10 protein-coding genes, 1 tRNA gene and 1 pseudogene are annotated in these 13,577 nt (G+C 66.1%); 5 read left to right on the top strand and 7 right to left on the bottom strand.

Annotation, left to right across the window (positions count from 1 at the left end; genetic code table 11):
• Positions 1-38 precede the first annotated feature (38 nt).
• The 3 genes from repSA to ACIBCU_RS15980 are packed head-to-tail and all read left to right on the top strand — an operon-like array spanning position 39 to position 2,790.
• Positions 39-1,421, top strand: coding sequence for a replication initiator protein RepSA (gene repSA / locus ACIBCU_RS15990; protein ID WP_399231893.1), 1,383 nt, complete (start codon positions 39-41; stop codon positions 1,419-1,421).
• Positions 1,418-1,630 (top strand): helix-turn-helix domain-containing protein, encoded by a 213-nt coding sequence (locus ACIBCU_RS15985; protein WP_399231891.1) that lies wholly within the window; start codon positions 1,418-1,420, stop codon positions 1,628-1,630. Before repSA ends, ACIBCU_RS15985 begins: the two co-directional genes overlap by 4 nt.
• On the top strand, positions 1,630-2,790 hold the full coding sequence (locus tag ACIBCU_RS15980; RefSeq protein WP_399231889.1) for a tyrosine-type recombinase/integrase: 1,161 nt from the start codon (positions 1,630-1,632) through the stop codon (positions 2,788-2,790). Before ACIBCU_RS15985 ends, ACIBCU_RS15980 begins: the two co-directional genes overlap by 1 nt.
• A gap of 320 nt (positions 2,791-3,110) precedes the next feature.
• On the opposite strand, the gene ACIBCU_RS15975 is transcribed toward ACIBCU_RS15980, so the two are convergent.
• From ACIBCU_RS15975 to ACIBCU_RS15960, 4 genes are all read right to left on the bottom strand, one after another.
• Positions 3,111-7,859, bottom strand: coding sequence for a caspase family protein (locus ACIBCU_RS15975; RefSeq protein WP_399231887.1), 4,749 nt, complete (start codon positions 7,857-7,859; stop codon positions 3,111-3,113).
• 16 nt (positions 7,860-7,875) lie between these two features.
• Positions 7,876-8,238, bottom strand: coding sequence for a hypothetical protein (locus ACIBCU_RS15970; RefSeq protein ID WP_399231885.1), 363 nt, complete (start codon positions 8,236-8,238; stop codon positions 7,876-7,878).
• A 158-nt stretch (positions 8,239-8,396) separates the two neighbouring features.
• On the bottom strand, positions 8,397-8,726 hold the full coding sequence (locus tag ACIBCU_RS15965) for a MazG-like family protein (protein ID WP_399231883.1): 330 nt from the start codon (positions 8,724-8,726) through the stop codon (positions 8,397-8,399).
• A gap of 27 nt (positions 8,727-8,753) precedes the next feature.
• Positions 8,754-9,125 carry a UDP binding domain-containing protein gene (locus tag ACIBCU_RS15960; RefSeq protein ID WP_399231881.1) on the bottom strand — a complete coding sequence of 124 codons (372 nt, stop codon included), beginning with the start codon at positions 9,123-9,125 and terminating at the stop codon, positions 8,754-8,756.
• Between ACIBCU_RS15960 and ACIBCU_RS15955 the strand changes: the two are divergent.
• Positions 9,121-9,716, top strand: a pseudogene (locus ACIBCU_RS15955) (tyrosine-type recombinase/integrase); the annotation flags it as partial. The gene ACIBCU_RS15960 and the pseudogene ACIBCU_RS15955 sit on opposite strands and share 5 nt — an antisense overlap.
• A 95-nt stretch (positions 9,717-9,811) precedes the next feature.
• Here ACIBCU_RS15955 and ACIBCU_RS15950 read toward each other — a convergent pair.
• The 3 genes from ACIBCU_RS15950 to ACIBCU_RS15940 all read right to left on the bottom strand — a co-directional run bounded on the left by ACIBCU_RS15950 (position 9,812) and on the right by ACIBCU_RS15940 (position 12,521).
• Complete coding sequence (locus ACIBCU_RS15950) at positions 9,812-10,192, bottom strand: hypothetical protein (protein WP_353784919.1); 381 nt, start codon at positions 10,190-10,192, stop codon at positions 9,812-9,814.
• A gap of 2 nt (positions 10,193-10,194) precedes the next feature.
• Positions 10,195-11,895 (bottom strand): hypothetical protein, encoded by a 1,701-nt coding sequence (locus ACIBCU_RS15945; protein ID WP_399231879.1) that lies wholly within the window; start codon positions 11,893-11,895, stop codon positions 10,195-10,197.
• Positions 11,896-12,450: 555 nt separating this feature from the next.
• Positions 12,451-12,521, bottom strand: a tRNA-Gly gene (locus ACIBCU_RS15940).
• A gap of 477 nt (positions 12,522-12,998) precedes the next feature.
• Between ACIBCU_RS15940 and dcd the strand changes: the two genes are divergently transcribed.
• The gene (gene dcd, locus ACIBCU_RS15935; protein WP_099173424.1) at positions 12,999-13,574 is read left to right on the top strand and encodes a dCTP deaminase; all 576 of its coding nucleotides are present in this window, start codon (positions 12,999-13,001) and stop codon (positions 13,572-13,574) included.
• The last annotated feature ends 3 nt before the right edge of the window (positions 13,575-13,577 follow it).

Here is a 13,577-nt window from a genome sequence, read left to right as displayed (position 1 = left end):
CACCCGGCCCCGGCTCCGGTCGTCCAGCGGGAGCACGCGTGACGGACACGATCCTCACGGGTCTGGACCCGGCCACCCTCGGCGACATGCTGCGGGTGGCCGGGTCCACCGGCTTCGACCGCTGGCAGGACCAGATCCGCCGCACAGGTGGCTGCTCCAACCCCATCCACCTCTCCGGCTGGACCCTCACCAAGGACAAGACCACCGGCCAGACCCTGCACCGCTACTCCACCGACACCGAGCCCGGCGGACGGCTCCGCGTCGCCTGCGGCAACCGCCGTGCCTCCCGCTGCCCGGCCTGCGCCTGGACCTACTCCGCCGACACCTACCACCTGATCCGCGCCGGACTCGCGGGCGACCAGGACAAGGACGTCCCCACCACTGTTCGCGACCACCCCCGCGTCTTCGCCACGCTCACCGCCCCGTCCTTCGGCCCGGTCCACAACCGCCCCGACACCAGCCGCTGCCGCTGCGGCACCACCCACCGCCCCGACGACGACACCCTTGGCACCCCGCTCGACCCGGAGGCGTACGACTACGCGGGAGCGGTTTTCTTCAACAACTACGCCGGGAACCTGTGGCAGCGCTTCACCAACCGGCTCCGCCGCGAGATCGCCGCCCGCGCAGGTCTCACCCAGCGCGAACTCAAAGAAGTGGCGCGGGTCTCGTACGGCAAGGTCGCCGAGTTCCAGAAGCGCGGTGCCGTTCACTTCCACGCGGTCATACGCCTCGACGGCCCGGAGGGTGCCGACAGCCCGCCGCCCTTCTGGGCCTCGGTGCAGCTGCTCGACGACTCCATCCGCGCGGCCGTCGCGCACGCGTACACGACCATCAGCGTCCCGGCCGCCGCCGGCCAACCCGCCCGCGAACTGCGCTGGGGCACCCAGCTCGATATCCGACCCATTCGCGCCTTCGACGCCGGGACCGACATCACCGAACAAGCCGTCGCCTCCTACGTCGCCAAGTACGCCACCAAAGCTGCCGAGACCACCGGCACCATCGACCGCCGCGTCGGCAACCGCGAGGCCTTGGTCCTCCTTGACGTACCCGACCACCCGCGCCGACTCATCGAAGCCTGCTTCGACCTCGATCCGCTCTACCCCGACCGGCGGCTGAGGGCCTGGGCTCACATGCTCGGCTTTCGCGGCCACTTCTCCTCCAAGTCCCGCCGCTACTCCACCACCCTCGGTGCACTCCGCCAGGTCCGCGCCGACTACCGCGCCGCCCAGCAGCGCGAGGAACTCGGCCTGCCCGACCCGGACCAAGACCCGACTGTCCTCGTTCTCACGGACTGGCAGTACGCCGGACACGGTCACAGCCCCGGCGAATCCGTCCTCGCCGCCTCGATCACCAGAAGCCTGCAACTCAACCGAGAGACCGCCCGCTATGCCCTCGCTGATCTGGAAGGAGACCGGTCGTGACTGACCCCCTGCTCACCGTCGACCAAGCCGCCGAACGCCTCGGTACTACCGCACGCTTCCCGCGCCGCCTCATAGCCGAACGCCGAATCGCCTTCGTCAAGGTCGGCAGCCGCGTGCGCATCAAGGCGAGCGACCTGGAGGCGTACATCGAAGGCAACACCGTCCAGCCGATTCGCCGCCGTCGCTCCCGCTACGGAAGGGCCGCCTGATGGCCAACAAGAAGGGCAAGCGCCGTACGTTCGGGGCGGTGCGGAAGCTGCCTTCGGGACGCTTCCAGGCTCGGTATCCGGGCCCGGACGGCTTGATGCGACCCGCGCCCGAGACGTTCGAGACTGCTCGTGACGCTGACGACTGGCTGGCTGAGAAGCAGACCGAGATCAGGCGCGGTGACTGGCAGGATCCGGATGCCGGTGCGGTGGGCTCCCGGGAGTACGCCCTTCTCTGGGTGAAGGAACGCCGCCTCTCCCAGACCACAGAGGAGCTGTACCGGCGGCTCCTGCGGCTGCACATCCTGCCGGCCTTCGAGGACCTGGACCTTGACCAGATCACCGCGCCCCGCGTGAGGTCCTGGCGCTCGGAACGGCTCGACACCACCGGGGCCGAGACCACCGTCGCCAAGAGCTATCGGCTCCTCAAGGCCATTCTTGAGACCGCCGTCGAGGATGAACTGATCCGCCGCAACCCCTGCCGCATCCGGGGCGCCGGAAAGGAGACCGCGGCCGAACGTCCCGTCGCCACCGTCGACCAGGTCGACGCGCTCGCTGACGCCCTCGGCCCTCGTTGGCGGCTGATGGTCTACCTCGGCGCGTACGGCCCTCTACATCCCGAGGAACAGGCAGAGCTGCGCCGGAAGGACATCGACCTGGGCAACCTCACCGTCCGCGTCAGGCAGGCCGCCCCGGAGCTGACCACGGGCAAGCGTGCGGAAGGGCCCACCAAGTCGGAAGCAGGCAAACGGCTCGTCGTCCTGCCGGCCTTTCTGCGGACCGACCTTCGACGTCACCTTGACTGGTACGCCGAGAAGGGCGCGGACGGCCTGCCGTTCGTGGGTGAGAAGGGCAAGCCGTTCCGCCGCTCCACCTTCGGGCGGAAGTGGCGCGCGGCTCGCTCGAAGGCGGGCCTTCCCGACGGCTTCCGCTTCTACGATCTTCGTCACACCGGGCACACCCTGACGACCCGGTCCGGCGCCACGCTGAAGGACACGATGGTGCGCGCGGGGCAGTCGACCGAACGGGCTGCGCTCATCTATCAGCACTCGGACCTCGACCGGCAGCGCGAGGTGGCGGTCGGCCTCGACCAGCTCGTCCGGGCTCGGCGCGAAACCGCTGATGACCAGGCATCTGGCACGGATGTGGCACGAGATACCTGAACTGGTCCAGACAACAAAGAAGCCCCCGGCCGCTGGCCTGGGGCTTTTTCATGGAGCGGGTGACGAGAATCGAACTCGCGCTCTGAGCTTGGGAATCAACGGTTCTTGGGCTGCCAGAGGGGACCTGAACTGGGGTTTTGCAGCGGGCAGGTGAATGGCCCCCGGTCTCTGAGAGCCGTATCTGACCGCTGTTGTCCGCTCTGCTGGGCACGGATAGGGCACGGTCGGCGTGCGCTGAGTGGCTTGGCGTGCATCTTGCTGAGCGCGTCCGGCCTCCATGCCGCCATCAGTCTTCGTGCGGAGCCTCCAGCTCTTGGAAGCTAGTCGTGGGTGTAGATTGCGTCTTCGGCCAAAGTGAATCCGATTTCACTCAAGCGACGGGCCACCTCCGGCAGGGGACGTTCAGTGAGAATGGCACCCTCAAAGATCTGGCCTAGTTGAATCGGCGTCCTTGTGCTCCGCTCGTCCACGAATCCGTGCTCACCAAACATCCGGAGATCCTCGAGCTCAATCTGCCCTAGCTGTAGTGCTCCGTCCGCCACCTGGAATCCGAGGGCCGCCAGTCTGGCCGCTACCTCTGCGGGACGGCGCCCCAGCCGGGCCGCCGCATTCAGTACATGGCTCACTGGTATCGGCGCTGACTTGTCCAGCCATGGCGCAACTCGATCGTGGTCAACACTCAGGATGGCCGGATCATCCACCCCAGCAGTCTCGGGCAGCACCGTCCCCTCCGCGAGATAGAGCCCGAACTCCATCAATCTGGACGCTACCTCCGCTGGACGAAGCTTCGTCCGCTCGGCCACGGCCAGTACATGGCCCATGGGGACCGGCTTGGCCACATCCAGCCACCGCCTACTCGCTCTCTGCCCGTCGCTGAGGATTTCGAGGTCGTTGAAGTGGATGACTTCCGGCAGCACCACGCCCGTGACAAGGCACAGGCCGAGTTCCACGAGTCTGGCCGCTGCCTCCGCTGGACGAAGCTTCATTTGCTCGGATACCGCCAGTACATGGCCCAGCGGGACTGGCTTCTTGAAACTCAGCCATTTCTTCCTCCGCTCATCGGTGCCTGCGGTGAGCAGGGCGAGATCTGCGGGTGTCACCGTTGGGGGCAGCACAGCCTCCTCTTGCAGGCGCAGGCCGAGTTGTACGAGTCTGGACGCCACCTCTTGAGGCGACCGGTCCACGACATGGGCGGCTACCAGCACGTGTGCCGACGGTACCGGACGACAGACTTCCCACCACGGAGAGCTCTTGTGGAGTCCATGACGCAAGATGATTAGGTCGTCGGGCTTTACGACAGCCGGCAGCGCAGCCCCATCCTCCAGCCGCAGGCCGAGTCCGGTGAGCCTGGCTTCCACCTCCGCTGGGCGACGATCTGTCTGCTCGGCTACCGCCAGCACATGCCCCAGCGGAACAGGAACGGTTGGATCCAACCATCGCCGCTGCCCTGTGGGAGTTGGCCGGCCGAGGAGAGCCACGTCAATGCGTTCGGCGGTCTCCGGCAGCATCGCTCCCTCGACGAGATTCAGCCCGAGTTCGGCGAGCCGAGCGGCCACCTCGGCCGGGGGGCGTTTTGTTTGTTCGGCAGCTGCCATCACGTGCCCCATCGGAACAGGGACGGCAGCATCCAGCCATGGTGGGATCTGATCGAGGTCCCGGCTGAGTATGACCAGGTCATCAACCGCGGCGGTCTCGGGCAGCACCACATCGTCCTCAAGCCTGAAGCCGAGTGCCATGAGCCTGTCTGTTGCCTCTCCTGGAGTGCACCCCACCGAGCGCGCGAACTCCAATACATGACCCAGAGGCACCGGGGTTTCGGGCTGCAGCCACTCCTCCGCATAGAATCTCTGCGAACTGAACCTGGCCTCGAGATTATCGTCGACGACCGATTCCTTGAGCAGACCGACGTCGGTGGGCCTTGCGAGAACTACCGATTCGGGGTCGGTGAGTGTGACCCCGGGGAATGCCCCGGCGGCCGCTGCGGCCTTGGCCCGCCACGTGACAACGGATGAGGTACTCATGTTGCGCTGGCCCAACAGGAAATCCCCGCTCATGATCTGCGTGTCCAGCGTGAAGCATCCCGATTTGGTGATGTCCAGTTCCAGCCCGCCTGCCCCCCAGGGGCTGTACCGGCAGTCCACCGCGGCCTCGGCTATCTCGTCCGCTAGAGCGTGATGGTGGGCGACCAACTCCGACAACCAGCTGAGGCTGAAGACGTTGCCGTCCTCCCGCAGCAGCGACGGAATCTCCTCGCGCATTCGCTGAATGACGTGGCTCTCGTCTAGGGCCAACGTGCGCCTGCGGTCAACGGTCAGCTGAGGTGCGTGCCTTCCGGTGAGGTTGACCACAGCTCCGAACAGTGGAAAGCCGATCCAAACGCCGTCCGCAAGGACACCGCCCATGCTGGTGGTCCACCAGACATCCGGCCGCGTCGTGTCATCGACCCCGATGTCGTCAGGGCGTACCGTGTCGCCGGCATGCGGGTCTCCCGCACCCAACGGGGCCATGGGCGACAGAATATTCGGTTTCCACTCGAATCGGGTCTCCGTGTCCTGTGCCACCACCGAGTACTCGGAGATCCACAGCAGGCGCCGCAACAGGTCTGTACACAAGGGAAGCCTGCCGGACGAGCGCGGATACAGGCGCACGGTCGTGCCCGCCTCATACCCCCGCCCCAGATCCTGAATGTGGAACAGCGAACCGGGTCCGGCAATGTCGACCTGCAAGCGCTGTCCTGGGTGACCTTGGCGGTCCAGGCGGCAGGTGATCACCGAGACGTCGTCAGCGATCATGAAGTAGCTGAGCACACCAATGCCGAATCGACTGTTGGGGTGTAGTTCGATGTTGGCCGCGCGCCACTCGGCCTGTTCGTCCAGGTACTCGGGAAGATCGGCGAAGCGCATACCGGCGTGGGCAAAGACTTCGCGGAGTTCACGTTCCCCCATGCCAATGCCGTTATCGGTGCATTCGATATAAGCACGGCCGCGCTCGTCCACATCTTGCTTGAAAGTGATGCTCCCTGACCAGGGGGCGACACCGGAGTGCCGCAAGCGCAGATACTGAGTGCGGGCTTCTCGGTAGCGACAGGCGTCCAGGGCGTTCTGGTAGAGCTCCCGAATCGCCAACCCCGAATCTCCGTACAATTGTTCGCCCATGAGCAGCTTTTGGATACGGTCGTCGGCGAGACGGAACCGCAGGTCCGTTGTCTCGTACGCCAGTTTTCCCGCAGCCGTGAGGGCCGGTCTCACCTGGTCGGCCGTGGCATGCGCCGGCAGGTCCTGCAATGGCTCCATCTGGGGTTCACCGCCGGCCTGGATGTCGACCGTGCCGAGCAGCGCGTCCAAGGCTGCTGCCTGCTGCTGGAGAGCCAGGCCCATCGCCGGATGGTGGCAGGTGGCGTTGAGGACGCGGGTGCGACCGTGCTGGTCCCAGCGGGCCGTCTGAATCGTGCGGTGCAGCTGGTCCATTCGCACGGAGTAGTTGATGCCCAGGTGCTCCACGACGACGTCCGACAGCAGGATAGGGTCCATTGCTAGGTGATGCGCCACCGTCACCAGAACGACCAGCAGTTGCTCGCGTACGTGCTGCTCTACTTCGGCGCCGCCCGCCAGCTGGCGTTTGGACCGGATGGTGGTGGAGTCGAACGAAGTGCGCAGCGAGCGCAGCAGCATCGGCAGTGTGTTCAGCTCGAACAGTTCGGCGACAAGCTTGCGGTCCGTTCCGGCGGGCACGTTGTCCAGCAAGCTTTCCACAGGGCCGACCAGGTCGGTGAGAATCTTTTCCTGGAATCCGCCGGGCTTTGTAGTCAGCCAGCGGCGGAACAGCCACCAGGCGATGCTGGCCGAATAGCCGTCCTCGTCAGACGACTGCTCCACGAGTTCGGCGCGGCGTACGAGCCGTTCCCGGTTGTTGAAGTGCTGCTCATAGCTTGCTCGGGCGGGACTTGGACCGGGCAACTGCGCAAGGTTGGTGGGCTGGACCTCCAGTGCCTGGACCGCGGCGCGGTTCGCGCACGAAACGTAGAGGTAGGGCACGGCAACCAGGAGGGCGGCCTCGGCAGGGGAGAGATCCAGCTTCTCCGGGTTGAGAGCCTTCGATAGTAGCCAGCCGATCGCGCCGGTCATCCGTTCGGCAAAGTCGACTGGCCGCCAGGGGTCGTCGACCAGCGCCGCCTCGTCCCGGGCGGCGCGCGGGGCGATCTGGGCGACGAGAGTCACGGCAGTCGCGCGCATGGCCTCGGCACCGGGGGCGTCGCCGATCTGCTTCCACGCCGGATGGTTGCGGGCCACGGTCACCCACGGGTGCTCCCCACCGGCCCCGAGTGCGGTGCGGTCGGGCCGAACGAATACGGCGAAGTCGTCGGTCTCCGTCTCGGTACGTACCCTGATCTGCTGGCGAGGCAGTTTGTGTTCGGCGGTCAGCGCGTCCGTCGCGCTCTGCAGCTGTTCCTTGAGTTCGCGCAGCGTGCTTGCACCCGCCTCATCCGCTACGACAGTGCTGAGAGCGCGGGAGAAGATGCTGAACGTGCTGTTTCCCGCACGGGTGTAGCGCGCGCGCTCTCCGGGTGAGCACGCGTATACGTGGCTGTAATGGCGCGTGCCGGCGCGAACCACTCGCATGTCGGACCAGCCGATGGCGTTGCCGACAGACATCTCCCTGAGGGCGATGCCCTCACGGCAGGCATCCACAAACACGACCACGTCACCTGCCTCGCTGCGTTCAACGTAGCCGCTGAAGTCGAGCGAGAGGCATTTGCCACGGAAATCGTGGGAGGTCGTCCGAGCGCCCTTGGGGACGAGGTAGTCCTTGCCGTCGTGGTGGATTCCGTGGCCACTGAGGTAGAGGAGCAGGGTCTCGCCCTGAGAGGCGCCTTGGAAGAAGGCTTCGATGGTGTGGTCGATGCTCTCCCGGTCGGTCTCTGCGAAGTCGTGGGTGTGCACGTCGTACCCAATGTCGGACAGCACCTCCGACAGCTCTGCGATGTCATCCGTGACGAAGGGCAGAGGGTCGATGTGGGAGTCGAGGTAGGTCGGTACGCCGATAAGTAGGGCGCGGTAGGAGCCATTCATCGCGGTCTCCGCAGGATCAGGGGCCGAAGGTCAGCGTGATGGCTCCCTTGGCGCCCACTTGGGCCGATGTCCCCACTACGGCGATTCCCCCAGTCGCGGTGACTTCGAAGGAAACCTGAGCCTGCTGCAACCGCATACCGTCCTCGGTCGAACTGAGACCTGCGAGTACCTGTTGCAAGGTGTCTACGGTGCGCTGGAGATTTTCACGCAGGATGCCAGCGGGGATCCGTCGGACCGAGGGTTCTTCGGTTCGACGCCCGAAGATGCCCATTTCTCCTGTGCTGGCCGGGGTTTCGGTGTCGTCGATGGACACCAGTAGGTCGAGTCCTTCCACGATGACGTCCTCACTTGCAGCCGTGACCTTGGTCGTCTCGAACATCGCTCCCCCTCGTCCCGAACGTGGAAATCGCCACATCATAGGGCCATTGGGCCTCCTTTCGGGCCTTGTTGGGGAAAGGCGTCTGCCGCAGCTTGTGTGCCGGACGTGGCTGTCAGGCCGCGTTCCAGGCGAGCGCGGTCGACAGCCACTTCCGGCCGTCAGGCCGCAGCAGTGGTCTCGCGGCCCCTTCGTGTGCGCCGGTGGAGGATCTCGTCGAAGGTGGCGCGGGCGCCTGTGGAGTCGATGTAGTGCATGGCCGGGAGGGCCGCGATGACTGCGCCGACCAGGTCGTTCTGGACCTCGGACCAGGTGTGGTCGTCGCCGCAGGTGGTAAGGCCCTTCAGGCCGTGTAGGGCGTGCATCGCCTCGCCGGCTTCCTCCGCGACCTTGCCGACCTGGAGGGCTTTGAGCTCCTCGTCGGGCAGGTGGGCGCCGGCCGCTCGGCAGACGGCGGAGAGCTTCTCGATGTTGTCCCACAGGGTGTCCACGGCGGACCTCCGATTTGATGGGTTCGGTTATTCCTGTGCGGGGCGTCCGAGCTGGCGTACGGTCCATCCGGCCATGCGCCAGGCGTCGGCGTCGATGAGGTTGCGGAGGTCGACGAGGACCGGGTCCGCGACCAGTGGGGCGAGGGCCTTGGGGTCTGCCTCTCGGAAGTGGGGCCACTCGGTAGCCAGGACGATTAGTTGGGCGCCCTGGACGGAGTTGTCGAGGGCTTCGGCGTAGTCGAGCTCCGGGTGCCGGCGCAGTGCCGTAGGCACGGCGTGCGGGTCGTGGACGGTGATGGTCGCGCCGCGCTGGTGCATGAGGGCGGCGATCGCCAGGGCCGGGGATTCGCGGACATCGTCGGTGCCTGCCTTGAAGGAGGCGCCCCAGACGGTTGCCATGGGACCGAGGTGGCGGCTGATGGTCTACTTCGGCGCCTACGGGCCCATGCGCCCGGAAGAACAGGCCGCCCTCCGGCGCCCCGACGTCACCCTCGAACCCCTCGCGGTCAAGGTTCGGGACGCTGCACCCGAGCTGACCACCGGGCGTCGCGTCGAAGGCGACACCAAGTCGGCCGCGGGAAGGCGAACCGTCTTCCTCCCGGCCTTCCTGTTCATCGAGGTGAAGCGACACCTCGATTGGTACGCCGAGAAGGAACCCGACGGACTCCTGTTCGTCGGGGAGAGGGGAGCCCCCTTCCGGCGGTCCACCTTCGGCCGCAAGTGGCGCAGGGCTCGGACCAAGGTCGGCCTGCCGGAGGGCTTCCGCTTCTACGACCTCCGGCACACCGGGCACACCCTGTCCACCCAGTCCGGCGCCACGCTCAAGGACACGATGGTCCGCGCCGGCCAGTCCTCGGAGAAGGCGGCGCGGTGTACCAGCACTCTGATGGAGAACGGCAGCGGGAGGTTGCGTCGGGCATCGACGCCCTGGTGCAGGAGGGCCGTCGGAAAATGGCGGAAGCGCGCCGGTCGGTTCCACGAAAGAATTAGGTGGACGTGGGCAGGGCCTGCTGGCCCTGCCCACGCAGCCGTGACGCTTGGCCGCCGACCGGCTCTCTCGCAGCACGAAGGGGCGCCCCAGGTCTTCAGCCGAGAAGTGCCTCGATCGCACTTCGAAGTGAACCAGCGAGCGAGGTCAGGGACGTGGCGGACCCGAGCGCGAGGCTCAGCATCTCCAGGGTCTCGGTGAGGCGGCGCCCGTCCGGCGTCGGCTCCCGTAGCTCCTCGTCAATTCTGGCCACGGCTTGGCGGCAACTGTCGATGCTGTGCACTTCGTCTGCGTATGTGTCGAGGGCAGCTACCAGCTCAGCGAGCCGGGTCTGTGCAGCCAGCAGCCTGGGGTCGTCTGCTGCGGTCCCCGAGACGTGGACTTGGCGCATGTCACCACCGACTCTGCCGGTGTTGACCTGGTTGCCGCTGCCGGTGACGTTGGTGCCACCACCAGCGTTTGCTCGACCGAATCTCATGATCAACCTGCCTTCTCGGTTCTGTTTGCCGGACCGCCAGGCACGGGGCCTTGTTGCATGCCGCCGCCCATATTGCCGGTGTTGACCTGGTTGTTGTCGCCGCTGATGAAGTTCTGGGTAATGGCGATGGCCTGACGTTTGAACTCGCCGGTCGCCAGGCCGTGGTCGGCGAGAAAAGCGCTCACCGTGCTGAACATCCGCGATTGCAGGATCGACACGTAGCGCTGCACGTCCTCGGTCTGGTGCATGTCCTCAGTTGTCTCCCGACCGCAGTGCTCTCTCAGACTCACCGGCCGGCCGTCGTCTTTCTCGCGGACAGCGGCAGCGGCCATGGTCACAGCAGTCAGCAGCCCGAGTCCGCGCCCGATGGTCGTGTACACCCGGGACGCGAGCGCCACGGTATCTCCGCATGCATGAAGTGGTGTTTCTGCCAGTTTCCTGGCGAGATCCCAGCCCCTGGCGGGCGTTACGTTGGCCGAGGGAAGCAACGGTGCCAGGACGTGGGGGCGGGTGACGAAGTGCAGCGTGTTGCCTTCCAGGGCTGCATGCGCGAAGACCGTGACGACGATTTGACCGTCCCAGGCGACGACTTGCGCGGCGAGGTATCTCCGGGAGAAGTGACCGGTGGGCGCATCCCGGGCTTCGGTGCACATCTCAGTGGCCTCCGGCCACTCCGACTTATCGCCGACGCCTCCACTGCCCAGGCCCAAGCTCTTCCACCGGCCCTCGGGGATGCCGAGGAACTCGGCCACATCACAATTGGGTAGGGCATGGGTTTCGACGAGAGCTCCTCGAAGCTCCTCCAGTTCGTCGCGCACCTTGTCGAGCAACTCATCCGCCTCGAATTTCTGACTCGCGTCAAGGTCGGACAAGTCGGCTGTAGCCAGGGGCGGGCCGTTTTCTTCGTCCTCACTGGTGCGGGCTGACGTGAGCTGGATACGGGTAGCCCCTTTCGGCCACGAGTCGAGGCCGGCTCCGACGAAGCGATCCACCCTGCCTTCCCTGCGGTACGCGATGCTTTGCCACTGCTCAGTAACCTCGTGCGCCGTGATTCTCTTGCCGGCGAACGGTGCGAAGAAGGGACGCGTGGCGATGCGTTCGCGGCCAAGGCGTAGCGACTGCAGGTAAGCGTGACACGCCCAGCGGTCAAGTAAGTGAAGCGCAGTGACGGCGATCAGCAGACGCGGCGCGACCAGTAACCCTTCCAGGGCGGCCTCGCGCAGCAGCGGGAGATGCGGTTTGGCGAAAGTCCAGAGGGCGAACAGCGCCGCAGCGAAAAGGACGGCCGGTACGAGTGCGTTGAATCCCCAGCGCAGAATCGCCTGGCCCGCCCGCCCGGTGAAGAACTGCCACAGCAACACGGCGGCGACAATCGCTGCCAGTCCTCGTGGATGGGAGCTCCCCAGGTAGACCAGCGTTGCCAACAACAGTGCGCCCCGGAGCCGACGCTGCCGTCGTGCTGCAACGCTGTGCGTGAGCACTGGCGCCAGCCCGAATCCGAAGGACGGTGCCGGCCGCTTGCGCGCGTACAGCACGTTCGTCAGGGCCCACTGCGCGAGGGATTCGCCGGAGCATTCGTCCAGTTCCCGAATTGGCCGTTGGGGCCTCCCCTGCATCTTGTCTTGCCATCGCCCGAGCCAGTCCCGTGCTTGTCCGATCCGATTGACCCGCTCATGTACGGAGCCAGCGATTCCTCGGATCACGGAGTTCGTACTCGGCACCGGATCTCGCTCCGCGTACGTGGTCCGGGCGGGACCCTGCCCCGGTACGTAGGCGATTGGCTTCCCGGTCCCGCTGTCCACTGGGACTCCGGGGACAGCGGCCGGCTCCTGCGGACCTGTGCAGTGCGGGCTTCCGGTGGGTGCCACCGTCCTCCATGACAGCAGCGGCATCTGCCACCTCCCCCCCCGGACGCTTTTTGTGAGGGCCCCACCCTGTGCCACGTGGCATCAGCTTCGCTGGTGAATGACCGCGTCTGGCTCAGAAGCACCTCAGCGTCGGCCGACACGCTACGAATCCTCATCGTCTTGAAAGGCGGGCCGTGGACGTGCTGGCACGCTCAGTCAACACGTACGGCGGGCGGCGTGACTCAAGTCACCGCGCAGCGGGTGTCGGCGACCCTCCTGGTGCAGCTCTCACGCGTCGAGGGCGCTGCTGAAGTACCGGTCTCGTCGGGAGTTGGGGCACGCGGAGGGCACTCGACAAGAGGTCTAGACAACAAGAAAGGCCCCGGTCACTGACCAGGGCCTTCATAAAAGAGCGGGTGACGAGAATCGAACTCGCGCTCTGAGCTTGGGAAGCTCATGTTCTACCATTAAACTACACCCGCGAAGCGCACCGATGATCGGCTGTGCATCGTCCCACACTGTACCCCATCGCAGGCCCCCGGCGTGTTCGCCGTGGGGCCTGCGTGTCGTTCCGGACAGTGGATGCGGGTGCGGGCGGGGGGAGTTGAGGGCGTAGCGTGGGTGGGCGGAGTGCCGCCTGGAGCGGCGTCCCGTTCATCCCCTAATGTGGCGGTCTCGTCCATGGCTGGTTGGGGAAGGGACTTGATGGAGTCGATGGAGCGCACCGTCGTCCGCTGTGCCGAAGGGCACGTTTTTGCTACCTCGTCGTTCCCGATGCAGCAGCTCGGGTCCGGGCGGATCGGGCCCGGGCGGCTCATCCGCTGCCCGCGCTGCGCGCGGTTGCGGCAGGCGGTTCCCGTGGTGTTCGAGGAGCGTTAGCGGGCGGAAGAGGTCTGAGGCAGGCACGCGCGGGGCGGTCCGGTTGGGGTCGGCTCGCGCGTTCTGCGTATCCTCGGTGCGTGCTTCTCTCAGATAAGGACCTCCGGGCCGAGATCGATGCCGGGCGGGTTCGCATTGACCCGTTCGACGCTTCGATGGTGCAGCCCTCGAGCATCGATGTGCGGCTGGACCGCTACTTCCGGGTGTTCGAGAACCACCGCTATCCGCATATCGATCCCGCCGTCGAGCAGGTGGACCTGACCCGTCAGGTCGAGCCGGACGGTGACGAGGCGTTCATCCTGCACCCCGGGGAGTTCGTCCTGGCGTCGACCTACGAGGTCATCTCGCTCCCCGACGACCTGGCGTCGCGGCTGGAGGGGAAGAGTTCGCTGGGCCGGCTGGGGCTGGTGACGCATTCCACGGCCGGCTTCATCGACCCCGGTTTCTCGGGTCATGTGACCCTGGAGCTGTCGAATCTGGCGACGTTGCCGATAAAGCTCTGGCCGGGAATGAAGATCGGACAGCTGTGTATGTTCCGGCTGACGTCGTCCTCTGAATTCCCGTACGGTTCCGAGCGTTACGGATCGCGTTACCAGGGCCAGCGAGGGCCGACCGCCTCGCGTTCTTTCATGAACTTCCATCGGACTCAGGTGTGATAC

This window comes from Streptomyces sp. NPDC051064, assembly GCF_044455985.1.
GTDB lineage: Bacteria > Actinomycetota > Actinomycetes > Streptomycetales > Streptomycetaceae > Streptomyces.
The sequence above is the reverse complement of the archived record's forward strand: the minus strand, read 5'-3'. Positions and strand labels throughout refer to the sequence as shown.